Origin of the sequence: Bacillus sp. ISL-41, assembly GCF_018613235.1 — a bacterium.
GTDB lineage: Bacteria > Bacillota > Bacilli > Bacillales > Cytobacillaceae > Mesobacillus.
On the sequence record NZ_JAGGQP010000016.1, the window covers coordinates 183,670 to 209,752 of the forward strand.

Consider the following 26,083-nt stretch of genomic DNA (forward strand, 5'->3'; position numbering starts at 1 on the left):
GACTTTGTCTCTATCAATTAGACATCGAACGCAGAAAAAAGTTTTAAAAAATTGAAAAAACCGCCAAAATTTTTACAAGGCGGTCATCAAAGGTATTCTTTTAGAACAGATAATCGACGGCTTATTTCTGATTGAAAACTCTTTTGCCAAAAAGTTCAAACGTGCGAGGAAACAGCGAGTAAACAATGCTGCCAGGACTCATCCAGCGCGGCAGGTTGATTTCACGTGTTCTCGTCATCATGCGATTGACCACTTGTTTCGCCACGTATTCAGGCTGCAGCATAAAACGTTTTACATTTTTGACGTAGGTTCCCTGTTTATCAGCGACCTCAAAGAAGTTCGTAGCGATTGGACCCGGATTGACTGAAGTGACAAAGATGTTGTCATCAGCAACCTCCATTCGCAGGCTGTTCGTGTAGCCAAGAACGGCATGCTTTGTAGCCGAATAAACACTCGACTTAGGTGTGGCAATCTTGCCCGCCTGGGAAGCGATATTGATAATATGGCCGCTTCTCCTCTGCTTCATTGCAGGCAGTACCATCGAGGTACAGGCCATCAAGCCGACGACATTGACATCAAACATCGTTTTGATATCATCAATCTTCGCTTCATGAGCATAATCAAAAATACCAAACCCAGCATTGTTGACCAATATATCAACGTAGCGGATATCAGTAAGCACTTCTGAAAAAACCCGCTTGATTGCTTCAGGATCAGCTACATCCAGCTGCTGGGCATGGACATTGATCGCATACTTTGATTGTAATTCTTTTTTTAAACTTTCAAGTTTATCGATACTCCGGGCCAGAAGGACAAGATTCGCTCCGCGCGCAGCGCAAAGCCTCGCAATCTCGGCACCGATCCCCCCGGAGGCACCAGTAATAATAATATTTTTTCCTTTCAAGGATGACATCGTCTTTCACCTCATTTTGCTGTATAAACGAAGGATGTACCTTCTTCCCTGACTGAAATGGCTTCCAGGGATTGTAAATAATCAAGCTGCCCAACTGTTTCCGAAATGGTCAGATTCAGTTCACGCTCATACACTGTCGGGAAGAGCAATTTACAAATCTCAAAAACAGTGAGTTCCCTGCCTTCAAGCATCCCCCTTACCTGCAATGCCCTGTCATGCTGGCGGGACAGCCTTTTTTCGATCAGGCTATGTAATTCTGTTATCTCCGTCCCATGTCCGGTGTATACTAGCCCAATCGGGTACTCCTGCAGCTTTTTTAGTGTTGAATTATATTGGACCAGCGGCTTTGGCCTTTCACTTTCGCCTGGCAGCGGCGGCTCAAGCAATGGATTCGGCGAGATTCCCGCGAGGATGGTGTCACCAGCAATCATTGTCCCATCTTTTTCACGAAAGAGCACAATATGGCTCTGGGCATGTCCCGGTGTCTCGAACACCCTCCATCCTGGCAGTGCCGGCGGAACGTCATTTTCCGAAATAGGCCCTGTCAATGAACGATCGCAAGAAAATACTAATGTCTTTTTCATCACTTTCATCGAGGGCACAAAATATTGCTCTGGTATTGCTGATTGCAAAAAGAATTTCTCATAGAATTCTTTATGCTCCTTTTCAAATTCTGGAGTCCTGTTGATCCACCTTTCATTCAGCTGATGTCCAAATACGCTGAGACCTGGCGAAAAATAATCCAGCATTCCAACATGATCCGGATGATCGTGAGTCAGGATGACCTGCTCTATATCCTCCGGCTTCAGTTTCAAATCGGCAAGCTGGGATTTGAACGACTCCCAGGACTGCTCCGTCTTCGTTCCAGCGTCAACAAGTGTCAACCTGTCCCCTTTTATTAAATATGCGTTCACATCACCGACCGGGAAAGGCGTCGGCAAAGTCAGTTTGGCAATTCCATCTTTCCATTCTGCCATTTTTCTATACACCCCAAAACATTATTTTTCTATAAGGTAAACGGATTGTTTGTTCAAGAAATGATTCAACTTTAATGATCCTGGTATTTTTTCAATATAAAATTAAGTTTACCTTTAAAGCGGAAAAATGTCATTATTTTCAGATTGTATTTTCAGAAAAAACTAAAAATTATTCAAATACTACTTGACATAAGGGTTGTCTTTCTTGCATAATCACTATTAAAATTTCGTAAAACTTTTTAAAAGCATTCGAGCAAGACGAGTAAACAAGAATGGTGTCAGAGAGTGGAGTCCACCGGCTGAAAGGCTCCGCCGCCCTCTTCATGTTGAACCCTACCTTGCGAGCTGCCAGGCAAACCTGGACGTATACCGGCGTTAACGGATGTTGAGCTGCACTTTTTCGGCACTGGCTGAAGAAGTGAATGAGGGTGGTACCACGGAAGCATGGCCTTTCGTCCTTTTTTGGATGAAGGGTCTTTTTGTTTTTTCGGTGTAAGCACCGGGCTCTCTTTGAGTGGCAAAATAGAACATCAAATTTTTTGGAGGCGATCTTGATGAAGAAGCTTGTTTTTGTTGGGGCAGGTTCGATGGCAGAAGCGATGATTTCCGGAGTAGGGGCAAGCGGGCTTCTTCCGGGAGAGCAAATTTGGGTCACAAATAAACAAGATACTGACAGATTGAAAACTCTGGAGCAGAAATATGGAATCAAAACGACATATGACTCAGGAATGCTTTTTAAAGACGCGGATGCAGTCGTCCTGGCGATGAAACCAAAGGATGCAGCAGCGGCGATCGAGGAGATCAAATCTTATTTGTCTGAAGGTATGCTTGTCATTTCCATCCTTGCTGGTGTTTCGATTGACGCTATTGAAACTGCTGCTGATAAATCATTGGCCGTGGTAAGGGCAATGCCGAACACCTCGGCCGCGATTGGCAAATCGGCAACTGCGCTAGCAGTGAATTCCCATGTGAGTGAAGCGCAAAAGATGCTGGTGCAGGAGCTTTTTAACACAGTTGGCCTGACGACAGTCGTTGAGGAATATCAGCTTGACGCCGTCACAGGACTATCTGGAAGCGGGCCAGCCTATATTTATTACCTGGTCGAAGCAATGGAGAAAAGCGCAGCCGAAATTGGTCTTGAAAAGCAAACAGCGAAGCAGCTGATTATCCAGACGCTGCTGGGTGCAGCGGAAATGCTGACGAAGTCGGATAAGGAGCCTGCCCAGCTCCGCTTTGAGGTGACCAGCCCGGGAGGTACGACCGAAGCAGGAATCAGCATTCTTGAGCAGCATGGCGTCCAATCTGCTTTCGTATCCTGCATCAAGGAAGCCACAGCTCAATCAAGAAGGCTGGGCCATCTGCTGGGAAATGAACTTGCAGCAGCAAACCGTCCGCTTTAAAAATTGCAAATGCCCTCCCTGTTTCTCTACAATGGAGAAAAACAACAGGGACGTGTAGATGTTGCTTCTAACCTTACTGTCTTTAACTTTAATCATCTGGATTTTGGCGACAATCGATGCCTTGATTGGTTTTAGGAAAATGGATTCCCTCGAAAAGGCTGAGGTTGCCGGCCAGGGACAAAAGCTTAGCGTCATCGTTGCTGCCAGGAATGAAGAAGAACATATTTCCCAAAGCATTCGCACCCAGCTGAACCAAACCTACAAAAATACCGAGTGGATCCTGGTCAATGACCGTTCCGAGGATGATACTGGCAAAATGATGGAACACCTGAAAAGTTCTGATTCGAGAATCAGAGTAATCCATATCGAAAGTTTGCCAGAAGGGTGGCTCGGCAAGAACTACGCACTCTATAAAGGCTGCCAGCGCGCGACAGGGAACCTGCTCTTATTTACAGATGCTGATGTTTTGTACCATACCGAGGCTTTTTCAAAAGCGGTTGGCTATTTTGAGAAACATGATCTCGATCATTTGACCGCGGCCCCGAACCTTAGTGCAAAGCCATTCTGGCTAAAAGCCTTTGTTGCGTTCTTTTTGTTTGGCTTTTCGTATTACAAACGGCCGTGGCTCGGCAATAATCCGCGTTCGAAGACTGGGGTCGGCATCGGGGCGTTCAATATGATCACTCGGTCGGCCTATGAAAAAGTCGGCACACATGAATATATAAGGATGAGGCCCGATGATGACTTGCAGCTGGGAATGATGATTAAGCGAATAGGTCTCAAGCAGCGGATTGTCACGGCTATGACACTCATTGAAGTGGAATGGTACCAAAGCCTGAAGGAAGCTTTAGCGGGACTGGAGAAGAACACCTTTGCCGGCCTCCACTATCGGATCAGCATGGTACTATTTTCGGTGTTCGGTGTCTTTGTATCCCAGGTCGTGCCGTTCTTCACTCTTTTTTCAAATAATCAGGCAGTCGCCATTTTAAGTGCTGTCAATCTTATATTCCTGGCTTTCCTTTATGTGATGGTAACAAAGAAGATGACCCGCTTTTCACCATGGATGTTCTTTGTCCTTCCCTTCACTGCCCTGATATTCATTTTCTCCATCCTGAGAGCCAGCTACCTGACATTTAGAAGAGGCGGCATTATCTGGCGCGGAACGAAATATACGCTTGCGGAATTAAGAAAAAACACATTGCGGTGAGTACAATTTTTCCTTTCCTCAGGAAGCCCTGTTATACTAAAAATATATTTTGGATTTCGAAATAAAAGGAGGCTTCCCGATGGAAAAGAAATTATTTTCCCCTTATAAAATGAAAGATTTAACTCTGAAAAACCGTATCGTCATGGCACCGATGTGTATGTACTCATGTGAAAAAGAAGACGGGATTGTTACAGACTTTCATAAGACACACTATGTAAGCCGTGCTGTCGGCCAGGTGGGCCTGGTCATTCTTGAGGCAACGGCGGTTACTCCTCAAGGCCGGATTTCCCATCAGGACCTGGGAATCTGGAGCGATGAGCATGTGCCCGGCCTGACAGCTTTGACGGAACAAATCAAGCAGAGTGGTGCGGCCGCTGGTATCCAGCTGGCACATGCTGGCCGAAAAGCAGCATTGCGTGATGAAATAATCGCCCCTTCTGCTTTAGCTTTTGACGAGAAGTATAAAGAACCGAAGGCTATGACGGTCGAGGAAATCAAGGAAACGGTCGAGGCGTTCAGGCTGGCTGCCGAGAGGTCAAAGCGCGCTGGCTTCGATGTCATCGAAATCCACGCTGCACATGGATATTTGATCAACCAGTTCCTCTCCCCTCTAACAAATAAACGGGATGACGAATACGGCGGCACTGCCGAGAACCGCTTCCGCTTCCTCCGGGAAATCCTTGAAAAGGTAAAAACCGTATGGGATGGACCTCTGTTTGTCCGGGTTTCCGCATCCGACTATCATGACGACGGCCTGACTGTTGATGATTATGTAATCATTGGTCGGTCGCTAAAGGAATTGGGTGTTGACTTGATCGATGTCAGCTCAGGTGCTGTTGTACCAGCGAGAATACATGCTTACCCAGGCTACCAGGTTAAATTCGCTGAAAAAATCAAGCAAGAAGCCGATATAGCTACCGGCGCGGTTGGATTGATCACGACCGGAATCCAGGCAGAAGAAATCCTGCAAAATGATCGCGCTGATCTGATTTTCATCGCCCGCGAACTGCTGCGTGATCCATACTGGCCAAGAACAGCAGCCAAGGAGCTTGGAACAAGCATCGAATCACCTAAGCAATATGAACGAGGATGGATTTTTTAATATTAAAGCCGGCACTACAGTGGGTGCCGGCTTTAATGTTTCTATCTGGTCGATATATTTGCTTATGTGGTCGATATATTCAGAAATCCGCTGATATATTTCAAAATGTGGTCGATATATTCGAGAATCCGCTGATATATCTTACAATGTGGTCGATATCTATAAAACTGGTCGTTGTGATTCAACAATCTTTCCTAAACAAGGAGCTTGAAAGAGCTTTATAGAACTTTTTTTAGCAAAATCCTGCGGTACATCCCCCCAAACATGACTCCTTCATCAGAAATCAACCTAACATTAGTCTTTTTCGTTTCGTAGATTTTCTCAAAAGATACACCGATATCCGTTCCAAACAGCTTGATTACATGCCTGATAGTCTCTCTAATAGTGGATAAGCTTTTCCCCGGCTCAGCAAATTTATCGAAGACCAACACCAAGCCATCCTTGCGGCACACTCTTACCATTTCACCAAATGCCTTTTTGCCATCAGGAACTACTGACAATATTAAACTTCCAACAACATAATCAAAGGCACCATCTGTAAAATCAAGCTGTTGGGCATCCATTTCCAAAAAGGTAATCTTCGAGTTTCGATATTTATCCTTCGCTTTCTGCAGCATATCTTCTGAATAATCGATCGCGGTGATTTCCAAATGTTCGTAAGGCAATCTATCGATGTCAGCACCGGTGCCGACACCAACGAACAGCACCTTATCTCCTGGCTGGAAGTGGATTCCTTTAAATAGTTCATCTCGCGCCTTCGAAAAAGGACCAGCATTGAAAATGGCATCATAAATTGGCGCCCAGCTTTTGTAAATGACCTTATTCCAAGAGTTTTTCATATTATCCACTCCAGCCCGAATGTTTTATGAAGTTAAGCAAAATTTGCTTTTTTTTCTTTCATTTGAGGGACTTAATAGTCCAAATATGGGTAATCGTTTATTTATCTTTAACTCTTAAAAGCCTTAACCCATTCAGAGTGACAATCAGAGTCGCGCCCATATCGGCGAAAATCGCGATCCACAGGGTGAGCCATCCAGGAATGACCAGCAGCAGTGCCAGCAATTTCACGCCGATTGAGAAGCCGATGTTCTGCTTGATGATTGCGAGTGTTTTGCGGCTCAATTTAATCGTGAACGGCAGCTTTTTCAAGTCATCTGCCATCAGGGCGATATCGGCGGTTTCGAGTGCGGTATCGGTGCCCGCTCCGCCCATCGCGACTCCGACCGTCGCAGCGGCGAGCGCAGGTGCATCATTGATGCCATCGCCGACCATCGCAACTTTTCCATGTTTTTTCTGCAAGGCTTTTATGAAATCGAGCTTTTCTTCAGGAAGCAAATCAGATTCTATATCCGATACACCAGCCTGGCTGCCAATCGCAGCTGCGGTGCCTTTGTTGTCACCGGTCAGCATGATGGTCTTTTCAATGCCAAGCTCATGCAGACGGGAAACAACTTCCCTGCTCGACTCTCTTACTTCATCTGCTACCGCGATTAATGCAAGCACTTCAGAATCGTTGCCTGCAACCATGACTGTTTTACCTTCAGACTGCAGGCGTGAAATTTCTTCAGCAGCCCCCGCAGGAATTCCACCTTCGACGAGTTCTTCAAGGTATTTAGGGCTGCCGATATAATAGACAATCCCGTCGACAGTTCCCTTTAATCCTTTACCGGTTACCGATGTGAAATCTTCAATCACTTTATCCATGTATGGTACTGTGTCTGCGTCTGCCTTTCGGACAATCGCAGAAGCAAGTGGATGCTGTGATTTATTTTCAAGGGCTGCAATTACTGCTAAAAGACCGCTTGAATTTTCACCAGATAACAATTTGAAATCGGTAACGGCCGGCACTCCTTTTGTAAGCGTCCCCGTCTTATCAAAGGCAACGGCTTTCAGCATGCCCATTTCCTCAAGGTGGACACCACCCTTTACAAGCACACCATGTTTAGCAGCATTGCCAATCGCTGTCACAACTGAAACTGGCGTTGAAATGACCAGGGCGCACGGACAGCCGACTACCAGGACGGCCAGCCCTTGATAAATCCACTCACTCCATCCTGCACCGAAGAGAAGCGGCGGTACAATAGCAACCAAAAATGCGACAAGGATAATAATCGGCGTGTAATACTTGGCGAAGCGGTCAACAAACGCCTGTGAAGGAGCTTTTTCCGCCTGTGCCTCTTCAACAAGGTGAATGATTTTCGCGATTGTGGTATCGTCGACCAGTTTAGTGATTTTAACCTCGATGAGACCTTCCCCATTCAGCGTGCCGGCAAAAACTTCATCTCCTGTGCTCTTATCAGCTGGAACAGATTCCCCTGTAATCGCTGCCTGGTTGACAGCCGAGAATCCGGAAACCACTTCCCCATCCATGGCAATTTTCTCGCCTGGTTTTACAATCATGATATCGCCGACTTCTATTTCATTTACATGGATGCTGTATTCCCTGCCATTCCGGCGGACGAGAGCTTCTTTTGGCGCGATATCCATTAACGAACGAATCGAGGCTCTTGCCTTATCCATTGAATATCTTTCAAGCACTTCACTAATCGCAAACAATATGACAACGACGGCACCTTCACTCCACTCGCCAATGATGGCAGCCCCGATGATTGCAACAGTCATCAGTGCCCTCATGTCAAAATCGAGCTTTAGAAGATTCTTTATTCCACTTTTAAAAAGGGAGTAGCCCCCTATAATAATCGCGCCCAGAAATAATAGGATGGCGAGCAAACTATCTTCACCAAAATTAACCTGAAAAAAATACGCGGCAATGATCATCACTAAGCTGATCAATACCGTAGCATTTTCCTGCCAGAACGGTTTCTTTTTTTCAGGGATCATCTCTGCTTTATCCGGGTAAAGGCGCAGGTTCTCAAATGCGCCAGCATGCTCCAGTTCCTCAATAGAGGCTTTACCGAAAACAGTCAGCTTGGAAGCGCCAAAGTTTACTTTTGCATCAAAAACACCATCCAGGTGCTTTACGTTCTCTTCGAACTTTCCGGCACAGCTTGCTCAGGTGAAGCCCTGTACCCGATAAATGGTTTTCTCGCCAGAATGCGCTGCTTCAGTCATTCAAATCCAACTCCTTTTGGTGTTCAAACGCCAGGTGAATCAATTGCTTCACATGGTCATCCACCAGTGAATAATAAACAAGCTTCCCTTCCTTGCGGAATTTTGCGAGACCAAGATTCTTCAACAGCCTTAAATGGTGGGAAGCAGTAGCAGTGGACGAATTAACGACCGCAGCTACATCACAAACACAAAGCTCATTGCCTACATATAGTGAGTATGCGATTTTAATCCTTGTTTCATCTGACAACGCCTTGAATATTTTTGCGGCTTCAATTGTATTTTGTTCTTTCAATTCAGCAGACACTTGTTCCACTTTTTCGTCATGGACGCAATTGACCTGGCAGACATCCTGCTCCTTCAATTTGCTCACCCCATTCATTCAAATGATCTTTTGATTATATCTTATTCAAATGACTGTTTGATTGTCAAACAAAAATAAAAAACCAGGAAATCTCCTGGTTTTAAAGGTTAGGCTGTTTTCTCACCCTGCCGGTCGGCAACCTTCTTGAAGTAGAAACCTAGTTTGACGAGGCCAACTGCCGTCAAGGAAAGAATCATGTTGAAGAACACTGCAAATATCGCAAGATCCATGACTTCAAAGAAGAATGCATATAGAAATCCAACTGCCCCAAATAGTGATATTGTGATGAGAAAATGCATCCTCGGAAAAAGAAAGGTAATGATTCCGCTAAACAACATAACTAGTGAACCCATGATAAATAGATGAAAACCGAATAAAAGTAATAACTCCAAAACAATTCCCCCAGTATTCGTGTTGTTGGTTTGGTGGAAATGATTCCACCACTTTCCAATTCCCTCTGGGTTCCTTGTCTAAACAAAAAGACCTTAAATTCGGTCATCCCATATTCTATTAAGCATCGTTTCTTCGTTGGAAACGACGAGTTCGAATACATCGGGATTCGTCATTTCCATCAGGCAGTCGTAACCGAAGCTTTCATTGAAATATCTCATTAGCAATGTCGTCATGTTACCGTGGCTGACCAGTAAAATATGTTCATGTTCTGAACATAATAAATCCTCAATCAATGATTTGGCTCGATTCATCGCAGCAGAATGAGATTCTCCGCCTTCAAATACCAGCTCAAAATCCTCAAAGCTTTGCTTTAGCTTATCTCGCCAGTCCTCAAGGTTGACTGTACTAAGCACTCTTTCTCCAAGTCTGTCATCCTCCAGAACTCTTATTCCTCTTGAATCAGAAAGAGGTTTAATTGTATCGACCGCTCTTTTAAAAGGGCTCGAATAGATGATATCTATTTCTTTTCGCTTGAAAAAGTCCATTAGTGCCAGCGCCTGCTTCCTGCCCTGTTCAGTCAACGGTGAGTCTACAGGCTGGCCGGCCGCACTGGCGTGACGGACAAGATAGATTGTTTTCAATCAAAACACCCCTTTATTCAGTCATGGTCATAAGGAACGGAGATTTCCATAAAATCTTCTGAAACAACCGTATTGGCAAACACTGTTTGTGCTTCCGCTTCAAGCTCCTTCCAGTCATTTGGGTCATACCTGGAGCTAATATGGGTCAGGCACAACTTTTTTACACCTGCATTCAAGGCTGTTTCAGCAGCCTGCAGAGTGGTCGAATGAAAATATTCATAAGCAAGTGCACCTTCATCTGCTGAAAAAGTCGCTTCGTGGACGAGAAGATCTGCATTTTGGGCAAGAACTGCAGCATTTACGCAAACCCTTGTGTCACCTAAGACCGTGACAACCCTCCCTTTTTGCGGCGGACCGACAAACTCAGCAGGATCGATGACCGTTCCGTCATCCAATATGACTTCTTCCCCATTCTTGATTTTCCTGTAGTCTGGACCAGGCTTCACACCTGCAGCTTGAAGGTTATCCGCAAGAAGAGTCCCGGGACGGTCCTTCTCCTTTACTCTGTACCCATACGAGGGAATTCCATGCTCCAACAGTCTTGCTTCAACGATAAATTGCTCATCTTCAAAAATGACACCTTCCTCAAGCTCAATGATTTCAATCGGATATTTCAAATAAGATTTACTGATTTTCAAAGATACCTGGATATACTCTTTAATCCCGGGAGGACCATACACGGTAACCAATGACTCTCCTCCCTGGAAGGAACGGCTTGACAGCAGTCCCGGCAAACCATATATATGGTCTCCGTGCAGGTGAGTGATGAAAATTTTCTCAATCCTGCGCGGTTTAATGCTTGTATGTAAAATTTGATGTTGAGTTGCTTCGCCGCAGTCAAACAGCCAAACGGCTCCGCGCTCCTCCAGCAATTTCAATGCGATTGAGGTCACATTCCTCAGTTTGGCCGGGATACCCGCACCTGTTCCAAGAAAAAAAACATCCATAATCCTTACATCCTCCCATAAAAAAACACCTGTCATCCTGCAGGCAGAATCATTATTCCTTTCAATATATCACAACGGGCATTATTCATCTAAACGAAACGCCGGAATTAACCAGAAGGGGATAGTTCCATGGAATTGGAAGAAAACTAAATACAGTTCAAACAGTTGCTAATTGTTCTCGAAACAGATAAAATTTTGTATTTGTAAAGTGTTTTTTTATACATACCTTTAAATTCACATAAAAGAGAGGTTCTATATTGTGGAACACACCGAAAAACCAACAGCTTTAATCATGATCTTCGGAGCTACTGGAGACCTGGCAAACCGTAAATTGTTTCCTTCCCTCTATAACTTGTTTAAAAAAGGAAAACTGGACAAGTTCGCGGTCGTAGGCGTAGCCCGCCGCTCACTTTCAAATGATGAATTCCAGCTGAGGGTAAAAGAATCTGTTAAGGAGATCGGGGAGACAGACGCTGATATCGACGAGTTCGTATCCAAGTTTTATTATCATTCCCATGATGTAACTGATTCAAGTTCTTATCTTGCCCTTGGAAAGCTTTCCGAAGATTTGGACAGCCACTATGGACTGAATGGCAATCGAATTTTCTACCTGGCAATGGCACCTGAATTCTTTGGAACAATCGCTGAGCACTTAAAGAAGGATAAGCTTACCGATGTATCAGGGTTCAAGCGCCTGGTCATTGAGAAGCCCTTCGGACATGACCTTGAGTCGGCAAAAGTATTGAACAAGCAAATCCGAACTGCTTTTACGGAGGATGAAATCTACCGAATTGACCACTATCTTGGAAAAGAAATGGTCCAGAATATCGAAGTAATCCGTTTTGCCAATGCCCTGTTCGAACCACTCTGGAATAACCGGTACATTTCCAATATCCAGGTTACATCAAGCGAAACGCTTGGAGTGGAAGAGCGCGGCCGTTATTACGAGAAAAGCGGCGCTCTAAGGGATATGGTCCAGAACCATATGCTGCAAATGGTTTCATTACTCGCGATGGAACCGCCGATCAAATTAACGACTGATGAGGTCCGCTCGGAAAAAGTTAGAGTATTCCGTGCCCTCCGTCCTATTAAAGGCGACGAAGTCAATGAATATTTTGTTCGGGGCCAATATGATAAAGGTGTCATGAACGAAACAGACGTACCTGCTTACCGACAGGAGGAAATGGTGAATCCAGAATCCAATACAGAAACATTTGTAGCTGGAAAGCTGATGATTGATAACTTCCGCTGGGCTGGAGTTCCTTTCTACATCCGTACTGGAAAAAGGATGAAGGCAAAGTCAACGAAAATTGTGATTCAATTCAAAGATATCCCAATGGATTTATATTATCAGCCAGAAAAAACGGTAAATCCAAATCTGCTTGTCATTCATATCCAGCCAGAAGAAGGAATCACCCTCCACTTGAATGCCAAGAAATCTGGCCAGGGTACGAAAGCTACACCTGTCAAGCTGAATTACTCAAATAAAGGGATTGACGGACTGAATACTCCAGAAGCATATGAAAAACTTCTTTATGATTCATTGCGTGGAGACGCAACCAACTTTACACATTGGGATGAAGTCGCATTATCCTGGAGCTTCGTTGATAATATTTCAGCTGTTTGGGAAAATACCAAAGAGCCAGCCTTCGCTAACTATGCCTCAGGTTCCATGGGGCCGGACGCAGCAGACAAGCTGCTAGAGAAGGATGGATTCTTCTGGTGGCCAATCACTGAAATCGATGTAGAAAATTGTTAATATAACAAACAGCGCAAGCGCCTCTTTCAGCCCCGACAAGCACTGGAGGGCATGACAGTGAAGTCGTTCTTTGACTTCATTGGCAGGACCGAAACGTCTCGAGGGGCTAGGCGCTGGAGCTGGATTAAGACACCCACATGCAGTTATCCACACCAAAAATGCTTTTATAATTCCTATAAAAGAACTGAAATCCCGCCCTGGTAACAGGCGGGATTTTTTTGCAATGTCCCTGGAATTTCAAATTTCATTCTTTGGTGATTACGTTATTTCGCTGCCTTAATCCAAGTTCAGCCCCCAAAAAAGAAATCCAGGAGATTAGATCCGGCAGATGCTTCCTTGTTGTAAAACTCCGAGTATCCGCAATTTCTGCAGTAAACGACAGTGAACTGGTTATTCTGGATATCAAACATCTTAGACAAGCCCGTTCCCGTCATTGCCACATCCTTTTGACCTGCATCTGTGCTTCCGCATTTAATACAACCATTTCCATTCATGTATTCCAACTCCCTTTTTTAAGCTATATTACATTTACGCATCAGGTAAAGTTTGGTTTCACTTTTTCGCCCTATCGAGGGTATCCTGGTCTCGCAAGCTGCAAAGTTTCCGAAAAGAGCCAACATAAAAGAAGCCTAAAAGGGATAACTTATGCTTATCCTATTTTCGGACTAGAGGTGGAAACATGGAGTGGTTTGGTCACAGCAATGAAGTTTTCGATTTTGATATGTTTTCTGCGAGTCATTATGCGATCATTACTATCTTTGTCTTGGTTAGTACCTTTATTTTCACGAACCGAAAGAAATTAAGTGATGAAAGATGGAGGAAAGCAGAGCTGGGAACTGCCATGTCATTAATCTTGATTGAGATTAGCAATCATCTTTGGATGTACAAGCATGCTGTCTGGAAATTAGGGCGGTCAATGCCGCTTGAATTATGCAATATTGGGCTCCTGCTCGCAATTGGTTTATTACTGACCAGGATGAAAATATTTTTCGAGCTTTTATTTTTCATTGCTTTATTAGGAGCTACACAAGCCATCATCACACCTGCATTAACCTATGATTTTCCTCATTTCCGCTTTTTTCACTTTTTCTATGCCCATATGATGATTGTATGGGTGACCCTTTATTTCCTATGGGCTAAAGGTTATTATCCAACCTTCAGTTCTGTCATTAAAGTCGTTCTCTTTATCAATCTGCTGCTGCCAGCGATCTTGTTCATTAATAAGGCAGCTGACGGAAACTACTGGTTTTTACGCCATAAACCCAAAAGTCCAAGCTTTATGGATTTACTCGGCCCGTATCCGTGGTACATTTTTTCATTGGAGAGTTTACTGGTGTTATTGAGTTTAATTGCCTGGCTCTGCATGCGGACCTGGCTAAAAGGTGAGAATAAAACTTCTTATTCGGAGTCATAGTGAATTTAGTGTCTTTTCCTTTAAAAATAGCTTGCGGAAGAATCCGCAAGCCAAGAGGAAATTCACATATCATGTGTTTCTTTTGATAAATTCAAGCGTTTGATCGATGATCATTTGCTGGTCGTTATCCAGGGTAGCCACATGGTAACTTTCTTTCATGTATTGAATCTCTTTTGTTTCTGAGCTGATATGATCATAGATGGTTTGCGAATTATCAGGCGGGACAACATGGTCTTCATCTGAAACAAAAATTAACGCAGGACAGGAAACCTTTGATAAATCTTCTTTTACGGCTTTCATAAATGGCAATATTTCTTTAATGGATTGAACTGGGGTTTTTTCGTAAGCAAGCTCCGTTACACCCGGCTTCTTGATGTCGGATCCAATGGCATCCAGGAATCTTGTTCCTTCCAGCTGGAGGACTGGCTCCATTGCCGATATCTCAATAGCAGCATTGATCAGGACAATCCCTCTGATTTCAGGATATTTTTCTGCCATATATAAAGTAAGTGTCCCGCCCATTGACAGGCCCGTTACAAAAATCGTATCACAACGCTGTTTTAACCACTGAAACCCTTCTTCAACCGATGCAATCCAATCCTGGTAGGTTGATTGCTCCATGTCCTCATAGTGTGTACCGTGTCCCTTCAAACGCGGTCCGCAAACGGTATATCCTGCAGCAGCATATGCCTCGCCAAGCGGCCGCATACTCTGTGTTGAACCCGTAAAACCATGCGATACCAATATACCTACTGAATTCCCTTCAAAATAAAACGGTTCTGCCCCTTGCAGTACTGGATAGTTTCCCGCCATACTCAATCCCTCCATTCATAAATACCATCCATTAAAGGTTTCGACTGAATCTTTTGAAAACCCTTCCTGCATTTAAAAATCTTCCCTTTCTATAAATGCAAAAGCACAGCGAACACGAGGTCCGCTGTGCTAACTTTCTTATTCCATCCATTCAGTGTGGAAAATACCTTCTTTATCGATGCGCTGATAGGTGTGGGCACCGAAATAATCGCGCTGGGCCTGAATGAGATTGGCCGGCAATGTTGCTGTTCTATAGCTGTCAAAGTAGGACAGTGCAGCCGAGAAGCTTGGCACTGGAATACCGTTCATGACAGCGGCTGAGATAATTTCGCGTAAAGACTGCTGGTAGCTCTCTGCGATTTGCTTGAAATATGGATCAAGCAGCAGGTTTTTCAGTGCTGGATCGCGATCGTAAGCTTCCTTGATTTTTTGGAGGAACTGAGCTCTGATAATGCAGCCGCCACGGAAGATCATTGCGATATCTCCGTAGCTTAAATCCCAGCCATATTCTTCGGACGCCGCTCTCATTTGCGCGAAGCCTTGAGCGTAAGAACAAATTTTGCTCAAGTAAAGCGCCTTGCGAATGGATTCAATGAACGCCTCACGGTCGCCTTCGAATGGCTTCGTTTCAGGGCCAGAGAGGACTTTGCTTGCTTCCACACGCTCTTGTTTCATGGCGGAGATAAAGCGGGCGAAAACAGATTCTGTGATAATTGGCAGCGGTACCCCAAGGTCAAGAGCACTCTGGCTAGTCCATTTACCAGTTCCCTTTTGGCCAGCGGTATCAAGAATCACATCAACAAGCGGTTTTCCCGTCTCGTCATCCTTCTTCGTAAAAATATCAGCCGTTATTTCAATCAAGTAGCTGTCAAGCTCACCTTTATTCCATTCGGCAAACACTTTGTGCAGCTCTTCAGCATTCAAGCCAAGCACATGCTTCAACATAAAGTAGGATTCGGAAATAAGCTGCATGTCTCCGTATTCGATTCCGTTGTGTACCATTTTCACATAATGTCCTGCTCCATCCGGACCAATGTAAGTTGTGCAAGCTTCACCATTCACCTTTGCGGCGATATCCTGGAAAATTGGCGCAACCAGGTCATACGCTTCTTTTTGGCCTCCTGGCATGATGGAAGGTCCATGAAGTGCCCCCTCCTCCCCACCGGAAACTCCGGTACCGATGAAGTGAAGCCCTAGCTCGCTCAATTCCTGGTTTCGGCGCTGAGTATCAGCAAAATATGTATTGCCGCCGTCAATGATGATATCTCCCTTGTCCAGATGGTGTTTTAGTTGCTCAATTGTCGCATCCGTCGCTGCCCCAGCTTTAACCATCAGCAAGATCTTTCGCGGCTTTTCTAGTGATTGAACAAACTCCTCAACGGAAAAAGTTCCGACGATCTTCTTGCCTTTCGTTTCTTCAAGCATTTCATCCGTCTTTTCCCTGGAGCGATTATACACTGACACAGAATAGCCTCTGCTTTCGATATTCATGGCGAGATTTTTCCCCATGACAGCAAGGCCAATGACTCCAATTTGCTGTTTTGACATATGTTAACTTCCCTTCTATCTAAAATTAGGTATTTAAGTTCATACAAACTAATTTAACAATGAACCTATACTTGTGCAAACAATCTGGTTTGTCCCTTTTTATTTTGACTTAACATGGTCATGCTAAACCATTAAAAATCTTTTTTCTCATTTCTGCGATCCTGGAGGAAATCCTTATTAAAGCTCGTCCCAGCTCCGGCATTTTCCCTGGTTCGGAGCTTTTTGACTTGTGAGCCGGCACTTTCAATGATACTTTTACCATATTTCTCACGCAGCTGGCTCATCGTATTGATCAGCGGCTCCTTTTTGGCATCCTGCTCATAGGAAAATAAATCGAGCTGCTTCACTGCTTTGTCCGCTTCAAGCAGATCGGTGCCTGTAATCCCCAGCAGCCTGATAGGGTCTCCATTCCAATGCTTCAGAAAAAGCTTTTTGGCGGCCGCGGCTATTTCGTCCTGCTTCGATACAGGGTTCTGCAGCTTCTGGCTCCTGGTAATCGTCTTCCTGTCCTTAAAGCGGATCATCACACTAATGCTTGTGGCGACCGCCTCCTTCCTCTTCATCCTTGCTGCTACTTGCTCTGACAATCGATCAAGAACCTTCAGAAGCTCATGCTGATTCGAAATATCACGAGGCAGCGTAGTCGAATTGCCAATGCTTTTAAAATCGTAGACAGAATCCGGATCTACCTGGCGGTTGTCCTGGCCATTAGCTCTTTCTTTCAATCTTAATCCGTTGATGCCCAGCAGCCCTTTCAGCTGGATTTCATTTGCTGCCGCTAATTCGCCAATTGTATTGATTCCAATACTTTTTAGTTTGTCCGCTGTTTTTGTTCCTACTCCATGCATTTCCCCGACCTCGAGCGGCCAGAGTACCCTTGAGATGTCACGCTTTCTTAAAACAGTGATTCCCATTGGTTTTTTCATATCGGAAGCTGTTTTCGCCAGGAACTTATTTGGCGCTACTCCTATGCTGCACGGCAAGTCAAGCTGCTCAAGAATTCTTTTTTGAATGCTTGCTGCGATTTCCAGAGGCGCCCCAAGGTCTGAGCAATCCGTGATATCCATATATCCTTCATCAATGGAAACAGGTTCGACGACCTCTGTGTATTGGCGCAAAATATCAAACATAGCAGCAGATGCTGTGCGGTATCTGTCAAAGTTCGGTTTTTTTATAATTAAGTCCGGGCAAAGTTTTTTGGCTTCCCATAACGGCATTGTGGTCTTGACGCCGAATTTCCTCGCTTCATAGCTGCAGGTGACAATTATTCCCCGTCTTTCTTCCGGATTGCCGGCAATCGCCAGAGGCTTTCCCTTCAATTCAGCGTCGTAAGCCATTTCTACTGAGGCATAGAAACTGTTCATATCAACATGCAAAATGACTTTGCCCTTTTTTGGATACATTTCTTTCATGATCCCACTTCCCAAATATACGTTCCCTTATAGTTTATCAAAAAAACTCCTTCATTACCTATATAGAGATTATTTTTACGGTTTATCGAGTTTTGAACATTATGTGAAGAAAAGCGCCAAAACATTAAATATCTTTACCGAAAAACCGATAAGAAAATATAAGGATATAGAAAAATGGGGGAAATTTTTATGCAGCATTGGTCTATTGGCAGAAAGTATGCAAGCGTTTTCGCATTCATCATGGTCATTTTTTTGGGCAGCTTCATCTATTTGACGACTGTTTTGTCAAACCTTCAGAATGCGATCGATCTTGCCGAGGAAAAAAGTGATTATGCAATCATGATTAGTGAAATGGGGGCTACATTCCGCCAGAAGTATATCATTATCACAGACTACATAACCGAACCGAAACCAGATCTTTTGACACTCTATAAAACAGAAAGTGATCAATTTAACAGTTCAGCTGACAAGCTTAAAAACAACGTAAAAACAGAGGAAGCCCAAACTTTGTTCAATTCAATTGTCAAAACAGATAAGCATATGGATAAAATCTGGGAAGATGAGATTTTAAAAACTGTTGAAGATTTCAAGAAAAACGGCGAACAGGTTGATATTTTTACCCAGATCAGTCTTGCCAACAAGGCTGAAACAATCCGCGATATGAACATCGATAAGCTGAATGCGCTAAGGACAACGATACTTGATGACCGAACAACAATCATGAAGGAAACCCATTCATCAATCGCGTCGATGATCCGGAACACATTCATCATTATCATCATCGCGTTCATCATTTCATCAGTGGCGATGTACTTTGTCTCCCGCAATATCAGTAAAAACCTTAAAGATGTGGTTGCTTACTGCAAGAAACTCGCAGTCGGTGAGTTGAATGCAAAGGCATTGCAGGCCAAGAGCAAGGACGAGGTCGGCCAGATTATCTTGGCAATGAATCAATTATCCGGGAATCTTAAAGGCTCCATTTCAAGCATCCTTGCGTCATCTGACCAGGTAAATGAAATGTCAAGGAACCTGAAGCTAAATGCTGAAGCGACAACAGAAGCGAACAATGAAATCACGACATCCATCATGCAAGTTGCCTCTGCCTCTGATGAGCAGGTGAAGATTTCCGAACGCACGAACGAAGCAGTCGAAAATGTTTCTTCACAATTGGTTGAAGTGACTGGTTCTCTTAAAGAGACAATCCAAACGACAACAAGCACGAAGAAAAAAATCGAGCAGGGTAAACTGTATGCTTTCAATGTCACCGAACAGATGGATGAAATCAATGGAAAGGTCACTGAATTAGCCAATGTGATCCATTCCCTTAAAAATAATTCTCAGGAAATCCATCGAATCATTGAAATCATTACTGATATTTCAAATCAAACGAATTTACTCGCATTGAATGCCGCGATTGAAGCAGCAAGAGCCGGTGAGCATGGCAAAGGCTTCGGTGTCGTCGCCCAGGAGGTCCGCAAGCTCGCTGAGCAATCAGCTGGTGCTGCAGAGAGTATCCGAACCATCCTTGAGCAGACTGGAAAAGAGACGAACCTTGCAGTGAATGTTATGGATGAAAGTCAGACAACCGTACAAAAAGGCAATGAACTGGTCGAGAAGGTAGCCGAAATTTTCACCGATATCGCTCAATCGATCGAGGAAGTCAGCTTAAAAGGAAATACCGCAAGCAGTGCCGTCATGAATGCCAACGATAGGATGGAGTTCATGGCACATGCTGCAACCGAAGTAATCACCGCCTCTTCCAAGTCGGCACAATTCCTCGAACAGGTAGCTGCCACAACAGAAGAACAAAACGCCACAATGCAGGAGCTGCTGGAATCATCCAGCAAGCTGTCAAACATGGCTGAAGACCTGAGGAAATCATTCTCCAGCTTTAAACTGTAGCTGCAAAAAAACAAGCTGACCAATTGGTCAGCTTGTTTTTATTCATACGAAGTAAGTAAAGCTCTAGTTATGTAATTCTTGTTTTTGGTTTTTCATATATTCCTTTATTTCTTTGATACCTTCAAGTGATTGGATCAATGTTTCCGGGTCTATTAACATGATCATGCGTTTATCGAAATTGGCCACACCGGTAATGAACCTTGTCTTCTGATAAGCAACAAGGCCTGGCTGCTTAATGTTTTCCGCAGGAATTTCAAGAATTTCCTTTGCATCCCTCACCAGGGCCCCAATTGATATTTCCGATGTTTCTATCACGATCAGCCTGGTTTTATCTTCAACTTGAATATCCCGATTATAAAGCACCTTTTCAAGGTCAATGACCGGAATCAGGTCTCCCCTTACTTTTGTTAAGCCTGTTACATAATCAGGCATATGCGGAATCGCTGTCATCCCTTCCATTTTTTCAATCGAAATGACATAGAGAATCGGAAAAGCGTATTCTTCATTCCCTGCCTGGAATACAACCGTTTTATTGCTATCAGCCATTGGAGTACACTCCTTTATTTAATATTCCTTCTATCACTCTATTTAACTCCGGGTGAATACTAGTGAATCATTCCAAGTATTATATCGGATTTTTTAGAGTCATCTTTAGGACAATTGAAGCGGTAGTGTATTTAAGTTTAATGGACATTTTGACGGCCTGCCCGCCCCGAAATGTCTATTAAACCGTAGTTCTTAGACATTTTGGCGGTCTGCCCACCCCGAAATGTCTATTAAAACAAGTTTCATGAACATCTGACACCCTCCTCTCTGAAATGTCTTCCAAATTCCTTATCACTCAGATTCTTAAAGAGGCGAAATCTATTTCTGTTCCATGAAAAAAAGGGCTTTCCCAGCAGGGAAGCCCTTCCTCGTATTATTGTGCAGCTACTTCTTCAATCAATGCGATAACCATTTCGGCAAGCTTGTTAAGCTCTTCGATTGGCATTCTTTCATTTGTTGTGTGGATTTCTTCATACCCTACAGCAAGGTTGACAGTCGGTACGCCAAAGCCGGCAATGACGTTTGCATCGCTTCCGCCGCCGCTGTGCAGCAATTCTGAGCTTCTGCCGATTTTTGCGGCTGCTTTTTTAGCGAGCTCAACGACCAGGTCACCTTCGCCAAATTTGAAGCCAGGGTACATGACCTGCACATCGACATCTGCCTTGCCGCCCATTTCCTGTGCAGCTGATTCAAATGCTTCCTTCATTTTTGCCACTTGCGCTTCCATCTTTTCAGGAATAAGAGAACGTGCTTCTGCAAGGATTTCTACATGGTCGCAGACGATATTTGTCTGTGTACCGCCCTGGAAACGCCCGATATTGGCAGTAGTTTCTTCATCAATACGGCCAAGCGGCATTCTTGCGACAGCCTTGGCAGCAATCGTGATCGCGGAAACACCTTTTTCTGGAGCAACACCTGCGTGAGCAGTTTTACCATGGATGACAGCTGCCACTTTTGCCTGTGTAGGTGCAGCTACGATAATGTTCCCTACCTTGCCGTCACTGTCCAGCGCATATCCGTATTTCGCTTTTACCAGTGAAGAATCTAATGCCTTTGCACCAACCAGGCCTGATTCTTCCCCGACAGTAATGATGAACTGGATTGTACCATGCGGAATCGATTGTTCCTTTAAAACACGCACTGTTTCAAGCATGACAGCAAGTCCAGTCTTATCATCCGCACCAAGGATCGTCGTTCCATCAGTCACGACATAACCATCTTCAATGGATGGCTTGACCCCTCTGGCAGGAATAACAGTATCCATATGAGAAGTAAAGTAGATTGTATCTACACCTTCTTTTGTACCTTGTAAAGTACAAATCAGGTTTCCGGCTCCGTGACCAGTTTGCGCTGTCGTATCGTCCTCGAAAACCTCAACGCCAAGGTCCTCGAATTTTTTCTTAAGGATACGTGCAATTTCAGTTTCATACTTTGTTTCAGAGTCAATTTGGACAAGCTCTAAAAACTCATTCAATAAACGTTCGTTATTAATCATCCTAGCCGACCTCCAATTATGTATATACTACTAGAGTATAACGCTAATTGAATCTTAACACCAAACACAAAATCCTACAGCGGGATGTTGCCGTGCTTCTTGCCTGGTCTGTCTTCCTTTTTCGTGCGGAGCATTTCCAGTGACTGAATTAGTTTGATTCGTGTTTCTCGCGGATCGATGACATCATCGACCATTCCCTGGCTTGCCGCGACATATGGATTCGCAAATTTTTCACGATACTCATCGATTTTCTGCTGCCTTGTCTGTTCAGGATTATCGCTGTTCTGGATTTCCTTCGCAAAAATTATATTCGCAGCTCCCTGTGGTCCCATGACGGCAATTTCAGCATTCGGCCATGCAAACACCAGATCCGCCCCGATGGATTTACTGTTCAGGGCCACATATGCGCCACCGTAAGCTTTTCGCAAAATCACGGTGAGCTTAGGAACGGTTGCTTCTGAATAAGCATAAAGGATTTTTGCGCCATGACGGATGATGCCGCCATGCTCCTGCTTGATCCCTGGGAAGAATCCTGTGACATCTTCAAAAGTGATGATCGGGATATTGAAAGAATCACAGAATCTGATGAAACGGGATGCTTTATCAGAAGAGTCGATATCAAGTCCGCCTGCCATCACCTTCGGCTGGTTGCAGACAAGACCGACGACCTCCCCTTTAATTCTGGCCAGACCAATGACAATGTTTTTAGCAAAGTCCTTCTGTATCTCCAGGAATGAGTCGGCATCGACTACCTGCTCAATCACTTTACGGACGTCATACGGCCTGATTGCATCGAATGGAATGGCATCCGTTAAATCTGGCCTGTAGTCATCATCAGCATCTGCCTCTAACCTCGGCGGCTTTTCTTCATAGCTTTGCGGCAGATAGCTTAACAGCAGTCTAACCTGCTCTAGTGTTTCTTCTTCAGACTGGCCATGGAAATGAGCATTGCCACTGATCGTGTTATGTACAATTGCACCGCCAAGGTCCTCTGCTGAAATTTTCTCACCGGTAACCGTTTCAATTACTTTAGGGCCGGTGATGAACATCTGGCTCGTTTTTTCGACCATGAAAACAAAATCCGTAATAGCTGGAGAGTATACTGCCCCGCCGGCACATGGACCCATGATGACGGAAATTTGCGGGATGACTCCAGAATAAATGGAGTTGCGGTAAAAAATATGCCCATATCCATCGAGTGATACGACACCCTCCTGGATTCTCGCTCCGCCGGAATCGTTCAGACCAACAAATGGAGCACCATTTTTAGCTGCCAGATCCATTACATTGGCGATTTTCTTTGCATGCATTTCACCTAAGGCGCCGCCAAACACAGTGAAATCCTGTGAAAACAAATAAATCGGCCTCCCGTTCACCTTCCCGTAACCGGTTACAACTCCATCCCCAGGCCCTTTCTGGTTCTCAAGTCCAAAGTCCGTGCTGCGGTGCTGGATGAATGGATTCAACTCCACAAAGCTCCCTGGATCAACTAATAAATCGATTCGTTCACGAGCAGTCAGCTTCCCTTTTTCATGCTGCTTTTCGATCCGTTCGTCACCGCCGCCTAGTTCAATTTCCCTGCGTTTATCGTATAGTTCATTGATTTTTTCATAGATGTCTGGCATTTCTATTCAGCCTCCCCGTTTTTCTCGCAAAGTTCGTATAGAACGCTTCCAGTCGATTTTGGATGCATGAAAGCGACCAGCGCTCCCCCTGCTCCTTTCTTAGGAACATCCTGAATCATTTTAATTCCATTTTCCTTCATATCATTGATTCTTTCCTGGATCGAATCTACACCCAGGGCAACATGGTGGATTCCTTCCCCACGCTTTTCGATAAAACCTGCAATGGCGCTTTCCTCAGATAAAGGTTCAAGGAGCTCAAGCTTCGTTTCTCCCGCTTTCAAGAAAGCTACTCTGACCTTCTCACTCTCCACTTCCTCTATCCCAAGTAATGGCAGCTTCAGCACATTTGTATAAAATGGGAGGGCATGCTCAATAGATTTGACAGCAATGCCGATATGGTCGACCTTTTTAATCATGTAATTCCCTCCAAATATTATTTAAATATATTTAACTGTTTTAATATTCGACAAAAATGTCACAATTCCTCCTTAATTAAATGAAGAATGGGGTTAATAAAGAAATTATGATTGATATAATATTAAAGTTGCTTTATTTTTACCCTATCATAATTTTATTCAGTGAGCCCCATTAATGCATTGCTAAAAGGGTTGTTGAAATCATCCTGGGGATGTAAAATAATAGAGGAAGAATGCATATGCTTTGGAAGGGGGATTTCTTTATGCGTAAGCCAAATATCAGGAAGGTCGTAGTATACATCATGCTTTTTACTATGCTTGCTTCAACCCTTCTTATGGGATTATCAACATTCCTATAATAACTATAAATAAATCAAAGGGCTGTCATCTGACAGCCCTTTTTATTCGTTGATTGCTCCATATTCTTTACCTAAATCTATAAAATCTTTAGAAGTAGAAGTAACTAGAATCTTTGTACCTAATGGTATGTATTCATACAATGATTCGACTGCCTCATTTTGAAGGCGGATGCAGCCCTGGGATATTTTTTTCCCGATGCTCGAGGGGTCATTTGTTCCATGTATTCCGTATGTTCGGCCATCGGTATCTTCTGCATCGAACCCAATCCACCTGCTGCCAAGAGGATTGTTGGGATTACCGCCAGGAATATCCTTTTTACGGTAATAAGGGTCGGGAGCTTTGACAGTGACGGTAAATAAACCTTCAGGTGTCAGTTCTTCTGATTTACCAGTTGCTGCGCTGACCACCGTCTGGACTCTGTTCTCATTGATCAGTGCGACTTCATTCGTCTGTTTATTCACAATCACAAATGGATCTCCAGGCAACGGATTTGTTCCAAGCGGCCAAATAGGTGAAAATACGAACGCTGCTAGAAGCATTGAAATAAACACTGGCATGTTAATCCCTCCGTGGTCTATTTCCATTAGTTTGTCACGGCTGCTTCTTTTTTATCCTCACTTGTCTTAAGTCCTTTGAATGACCGTTTCAACAAAAGGAATTGTTCCATTTCATTAACAAAATGAAGAAGTGCGGCCCGCGCTTCAAACTCTTCCCTTGTTTTAGGAAGCTCCATATTCTCAAACTCCGTTTTCATCCTCATTAATTTTTCCAGGTAAATAAGAACTGTATTACCAGGGTGAATCCCTCTCGATAGCGACTCGACAAACTCAGCAACAATATTAGCCTGTTCAACATGCTGCGGAATAGAAGTGATGGAAGGAAGAACTCTTTCAATGATTTCGAATTGCTTTTCCCTGATTTTAAAATATTGATAATATAAATTTTCATCTCTTAAAAAATGATTTTCTACGTCCTGGATGGCAAGTGCTTTTGCCTTTTCAATCAGCGTCGCAGTCTCAGTCAGCTCACGGCCATCCCAGCTTGAATCCTGGTTTTTAAGATATTGGGTGATTTCACGGAAAATCTTCTTAAAATTTGCTTCTATTCCAATTTGGTATTCCTCGAGCTTATTATCGACACTCGGCATATACAAATTCATGATTAATGCCACACCTATTCCAATCGTAATAATTCCCAGCTCGTTCAACAATAGTTGTCCAGTAAACTTTTCCGCAGAGTAAATATGCATGATGATGACACTGCTTGTGACTACGCCTTCCTTTGCTTTAAACATGACCACGGTCGGGATGAAAAACAGCAGTAACAACCCGATGACAATCGGATGATAAGCAATTCCCTCAAAAAACACCGCTGAGAATGCCATCGCAATAATACAGGCCAGGAACCGATGCCAGGAAGCCTGGAGTGAACGCTTCTTTGTCACCTGTATACAAAGAATTGTCAGGATCCCCGCAGACACATAATTCTCCAAGCCCAGGTACTGGGCAATGATGATGGAAATCGCTGTTCCCAGCGCTGTTTTTAAAGTCCGATAACCAATTCTAAATTTCACAATGTAATCTCCTATCAAAAAACTTATACTGTTCAAAACACTTCATACTACACGAAAGACTCTGGATCTATCTATACAGACAAACCTCAAACAAGAACAAAAAGCGCAAGCGCCTCGTTCAGCCCCGACAAGCGCTGGAGGGCCGATCGGTGAAGTCGTTCTTTGACTTCATTGGGCGGACCGAACTCGAAAAGTATAGCCGACTGT

The 26,083-nt window shown here is 44.0% G+C and carries 24 protein-coding genes and 2 pseudogenes; 8 read left to right on the forward strand and 18 right to left on the reverse strand.

What is annotated here, in order from left to right; all coding sequences use genetic code 11:
* Window positions 1-121 precede the first annotated feature (121 nt).
* Complete coding sequence (locus tag J7I80_RS07950; protein WP_214737277.1) at window positions 122-913, reverse strand: SDR family NAD(P)-dependent oxidoreductase; 792 nt, start codon at window positions 911-913, stop codon at window positions 122-124.
* A gap of 11 nt (window positions 914-924) precedes the next feature.
* A complete protein-coding gene (locus J7I80_RS07955; protein ID WP_214737279.1) occupies window positions 925-1,890 on the reverse strand; it encodes an MBL fold metallo-hydrolase in 966 nt (321 codons plus the stop codon).
* Between the two features lie 554 nt (window positions 1,891-2,444).
* On the opposite strand from J7I80_RS07955, the gene proC reads away from it, so the two are divergent.
* The 3 genes from proC (at window position 2,445) to namA (ending at window position 5,599) form a co-directional block, all read left to right on the forward strand.
* The gene (gene proC / locus J7I80_RS07960; protein ID WP_214737282.1) at window positions 2,445-3,290 is read left to right on the forward strand and encodes a pyrroline-5-carboxylate reductase; all 846 of its coding nucleotides are present in this window, start codon (window positions 2,445-2,447) and stop codon (window positions 3,288-3,290) included.
* A 61-nt stretch (window positions 3,291-3,351) separates the two neighbouring features.
* Complete coding sequence (locus J7I80_RS07965) at window positions 3,352-4,497, forward strand: glycosyltransferase family 2 protein (protein ID WP_214737284.1); 1,146 nt, start codon at window positions 3,352-3,354, stop codon at window positions 4,495-4,497.
* A gap of 79 nt (window positions 4,498-4,576) precedes the next feature.
* Window positions 4,577-5,599, forward strand: coding sequence for an NADPH dehydrogenase NamA (namA, locus tag J7I80_RS07970; protein WP_214737286.1), 1,023 nt, complete (start codon window positions 4,577-4,579; stop codon window positions 5,597-5,599).
* Between the two features lie 218 nt (window positions 5,600-5,817).
* Here namA and J7I80_RS07975 read toward each other — a convergent pair whose 3' ends face one another.
* The 6 genes from J7I80_RS07975 to rnz all read right to left on the reverse strand — a co-directional run bounded on the left by J7I80_RS07975 (window position 5,818) and on the right by rnz (window position 11,013).
* Window positions 5,818-6,438, reverse strand: a complete 621-nt coding sequence (locus J7I80_RS07975) for a class I SAM-dependent methyltransferase (protein WP_214737288.1) — start codon at window positions 6,436-6,438, stop codon at window positions 5,818-5,820.
* 97 nt (window positions 6,439-6,535) lie between these two features.
* Window positions 6,536-8,671, reverse strand: a complete 2,136-nt coding sequence (locus tag J7I80_RS07980) for a heavy metal translocating P-type ATPase (RefSeq protein ID WP_214737290.1) — start codon at window positions 8,669-8,671, stop codon at window positions 6,536-6,538.
* Window positions 8,664-9,032, reverse strand: a complete 369-nt coding sequence (locus J7I80_RS07985; RefSeq protein WP_285289120.1) for an ArsR/SmtB family transcription factor — start codon at window positions 9,030-9,032, stop codon at window positions 8,664-8,666. The genes J7I80_RS07980 and J7I80_RS07985 overlap by 8 nt, the downstream gene beginning before the upstream one ends.
* A gap of 107 nt (window positions 9,033-9,139) precedes the next feature.
* The gene (locus J7I80_RS07990) at window positions 9,140-9,424 is read right to left on the reverse strand and encodes a hypothetical protein (protein WP_214737294.1); all 285 of its coding nucleotides are present in this window, start codon (window positions 9,422-9,424) and stop codon (window positions 9,140-9,142) included.
* 93 nt (window positions 9,425-9,517) lie between these two features.
* Window positions 9,518-10,066 (reverse strand): histidine phosphatase family protein, encoded by a 549-nt coding sequence (locus J7I80_RS07995; protein ID WP_214737296.1) that lies wholly within the window; start codon window positions 10,064-10,066, stop codon window positions 9,518-9,520.
* A gap of 17 nt (window positions 10,067-10,083) precedes the next feature.
* Window positions 10,084-11,013 (reverse strand): ribonuclease Z, encoded by a 930-nt coding sequence (gene rnz / locus J7I80_RS08000; RefSeq protein ID WP_214737298.1) that lies wholly within the window; start codon window positions 11,011-11,013, stop codon window positions 10,084-10,086.
* Window positions 11,014-11,305: 292 nt separating this feature from the next.
* Here rnz and zwf point away from each other — a divergent pair, with 292 nt between their 5' ends.
* Window positions 11,306-12,772 carry a glucose-6-phosphate dehydrogenase gene (gene zwf, locus J7I80_RS08005; protein WP_251027661.1) on the forward strand — a complete coding sequence of 489 codons (1,467 nt, stop codon included), beginning with the start codon at window positions 11,306-11,308 and terminating at the stop codon, window positions 12,770-12,772.
* 287 nt (window positions 12,773-13,059) lie between these two features.
* Here the strand turns inward: zwf and J7I80_RS08010 are convergent, their stop codons facing one another.
* Window positions 13,060-13,266: a zinc ribbon domain-containing protein gene (locus J7I80_RS08010; RefSeq protein WP_214737302.1), complete on the reverse strand. Its 207-nt coding sequence runs from the start codon at window positions 13,264-13,266 to the stop codon at window positions 13,060-13,062.
* Between the two features lie 185 nt (window positions 13,267-13,451).
* Here J7I80_RS08010 and J7I80_RS08015 point away from each other — a divergent pair, with 185 nt between their 5' ends.
* Window positions 13,452-14,186 (forward strand): YwaF family protein, encoded by a 735-nt coding sequence (locus tag J7I80_RS08015; RefSeq protein ID WP_214737304.1) that lies wholly within the window; start codon window positions 13,452-13,454, stop codon window positions 14,184-14,186.
* Between the two features lie 69 nt (window positions 14,187-14,255).
* On the opposite strand, the gene J7I80_RS08020 is transcribed toward J7I80_RS08015, so the two are convergent.
* From J7I80_RS08020 to J7I80_RS08030, 3 genes are all read right to left on the reverse strand, one after another.
* A complete protein-coding gene (locus J7I80_RS08020) occupies window positions 14,256-14,999 on the reverse strand; it encodes an alpha/beta hydrolase (RefSeq protein WP_214737306.1) in 744 nt (247 codons plus the stop codon).
* 138 nt (window positions 15,000-15,137) lie between these two features.
* A complete protein-coding gene (gene gndA, locus J7I80_RS08025) occupies window positions 15,138-16,547 on the reverse strand; it encodes an NADP-dependent phosphogluconate dehydrogenase (protein ID WP_214737308.1) in 1,410 nt (469 codons plus the stop codon).
* A gap of 131 nt (window positions 16,548-16,678) precedes the next feature.
* Window positions 16,679-17,959, reverse strand: a complete 1,281-nt coding sequence (locus J7I80_RS08030; protein WP_214737311.1) for a DNA polymerase IV — start codon at window positions 17,957-17,959, stop codon at window positions 16,679-16,681.
* Window positions 17,960-18,766: 807 nt separating this feature from the next.
* On the opposite strand from J7I80_RS08030, the pseudogene J7I80_RS23725 reads away from it, so the two are divergent.
* Window positions 18,767-18,919, forward strand: a pseudogene (locus J7I80_RS23725) (HAMP domain-containing protein); the annotation flags it as partial.
* 414 nt (window positions 18,920-19,333) lie between these two features.
* Window positions 19,334-19,861 (forward strand): annotated as a pseudogene (locus J7I80_RS23730) (methyl-accepting chemotaxis protein); the annotation flags it as partial.
* 63 nt (window positions 19,862-19,924) lie between these two features.
* On the opposite strand, the gene J7I80_RS08040 reads toward J7I80_RS23730, so the two are convergent.
* From J7I80_RS08040 to mce, 4 genes are all read right to left on the reverse strand, one after another.
* Window positions 19,925-20,407 (reverse strand): chemotaxis protein CheW, encoded by a 483-nt coding sequence (locus J7I80_RS08040; RefSeq protein ID WP_214737315.1) that lies wholly within the window; start codon window positions 20,405-20,407, stop codon window positions 19,925-19,927.
* Window positions 20,408-20,780: 373 nt separating this feature from the next.
* Window positions 20,781-21,902 carry a tripeptidase T gene (locus J7I80_RS08045; RefSeq protein WP_214737317.1) on the reverse strand — a complete coding sequence of 374 codons (1,122 nt, stop codon included), beginning with the start codon at window positions 21,900-21,902 and terminating at the stop codon, window positions 20,781-20,783.
* Window positions 21,903-21,976: 74 nt separating this feature from the next.
* The gene (locus tag J7I80_RS08050; RefSeq protein WP_214737319.1) at window positions 21,977-23,527 is read right to left on the reverse strand and encodes an acyl-CoA carboxylase subunit beta; all 1,551 of its coding nucleotides are present in this window, start codon (window positions 23,525-23,527) and stop codon (window positions 21,977-21,979) included.
* Between the two features lie 2 nt (window positions 23,528-23,529).
* Window positions 23,530-23,943 (reverse strand): methylmalonyl-CoA epimerase, encoded by a 414-nt coding sequence (gene mce / locus J7I80_RS08055; protein ID WP_214737321.1) that lies wholly within the window; start codon window positions 23,941-23,943, stop codon window positions 23,530-23,532.
* A 263-nt stretch (window positions 23,944-24,206) separates the two neighbouring features.
* Here mce and prli42 point away from each other — a divergent pair, with 263 nt between their 5' ends.
* The gene (gene prli42 / locus J7I80_RS08060; RefSeq protein WP_023627413.1) at window positions 24,207-24,302 is read left to right on the forward strand and encodes a stressosome-associated protein Prli42; all 96 of its coding nucleotides are present in this window, start codon (window positions 24,207-24,209) and stop codon (window positions 24,300-24,302) included.
* A 42-nt stretch (window positions 24,303-24,344) separates the two neighbouring features.
* Here prli42 and J7I80_RS08065 read toward each other — a convergent pair whose 3' ends face one another.
* Both J7I80_RS08065 and J7I80_RS08070 read right to left on the reverse strand, forming a co-directional pair.
* Window positions 24,345-24,860: a L,D-transpeptidase gene (locus tag J7I80_RS08065; protein WP_214737323.1), complete on the reverse strand. Its 516-nt coding sequence runs from the start codon at window positions 24,858-24,860 to the stop codon at window positions 24,345-24,347.
* Window positions 24,861-24,886: 26 nt separating this feature from the next.
* Complete coding sequence (locus J7I80_RS08070; protein ID WP_214737325.1) at window positions 24,887-25,876, reverse strand: aromatic acid exporter family protein; 990 nt, start codon at window positions 25,874-25,876, stop codon at window positions 24,887-24,889.
* Window positions 25,877-26,083: the final 207 nt, after the last annotated feature.

Coding starts and splice junctions, on each gene's coding strand:
- J7I80_RS08065 (WP_214737323.1), bottom strand. CDS start 24,860: ATGCCAGTGTTTATTTCAATGCTTCTAGCAGCGTTCGTATTTTCACCT.
- J7I80_RS08010 (WP_214737302.1), bottom strand. CDS start 13,266: ATGAATGGAAATGGTTGTATTAAATGCGGAAGCACAGATGCAGGTCAA.
- J7I80_RS07950 (WP_214737277.1), bottom strand. CDS start 913: ATGTCATCCTTGAAAGGAAAAAATATTATTATTACTGGTGCCTCCGGG.
- zwf (WP_251027661.1), top strand. CDS start 11,306: ATGATCTTCGGAGCTACTGGAGACCTGGCAAACCGTAAATTGTTTCCT.
- J7I80_RS08020 (WP_214737306.1), bottom strand. CDS start 14,999: ATGGCGGGAAACTATCCAGTACTGCAAGGGGCAGAACCGTTTTATTTT.
- gndA (WP_214737308.1), bottom strand. CDS start 16,547: ATGTCAAAACAGCAAATTGGAGTCATTGGCCTTGCTGTCATGGGGAAA.
- namA (WP_214737286.1), top strand. CDS start 4,577: ATGGAAAAGAAATTATTTTCCCCTTATAAAATGAAAGATTTAACTCTG.
- rnz (WP_214737298.1), bottom strand. CDS start 11,013: ATGGATGTTTTTTTTCTTGGAACAGGTGCGGGTATCCCGGCCAAACTG.
- prli42 (WP_023627413.1), top strand. CDS start 24,207: ATGCGTAAGCCAAATATCAGGAAGGTCGTAGTATACATCATGCTTTTT.
- J7I80_RS08030 (WP_214737311.1), bottom strand. CDS start 17,959: ATGAAAGAAATGTATCCAAAAAAGGGCAAAGTCATTTTGCATGTTGAT.
- J7I80_RS08040 (WP_214737315.1), bottom strand. CDS start 20,407: ATGGCTGATAGCAATAAAACGGTTGTATTCCAGGCAGGGAATGAAGAA.
- J7I80_RS07955 (WP_214737279.1), bottom strand. CDS start 1,890: ATGGCAGAATGGAAAGATGGAATTGCCAAACTGACTTTGCCGACGCCT.
- mce (WP_214737321.1), bottom strand. CDS start 23,943: ATGATTAAAAAGGTCGACCATATCGGCATTGCTGTCAAATCTATTGAG.
- J7I80_RS08050 (WP_214737319.1), bottom strand. CDS start 23,527: ATGCCAGACATCTATGAAAAAATCAATGAACTATACGATAAACGCAGG.
- J7I80_RS08015 (WP_214737304.1), top strand. CDS start 13,452: ATGGAGTGGTTTGGTCACAGCAATGAAGTTTTCGATTTTGATATGTTT.
- proC (WP_214737282.1), top strand. CDS start 2,445: ATGAAGAAGCTTGTTTTTGTTGGGGCAGGTTCGATGGCAGAAGCGATG.
- J7I80_RS07975 (WP_214737288.1), bottom strand. CDS start 6,438: ATGAAAAACTCTTGGAATAAGGTCATTTACAAAAGCTGGGCGCCAATT.
- J7I80_RS08045 (WP_214737317.1), bottom strand. CDS start 21,902: ATGATTAATAACGAACGTTTATTGAATGAGTTTTTAGAGCTTGTCCAA.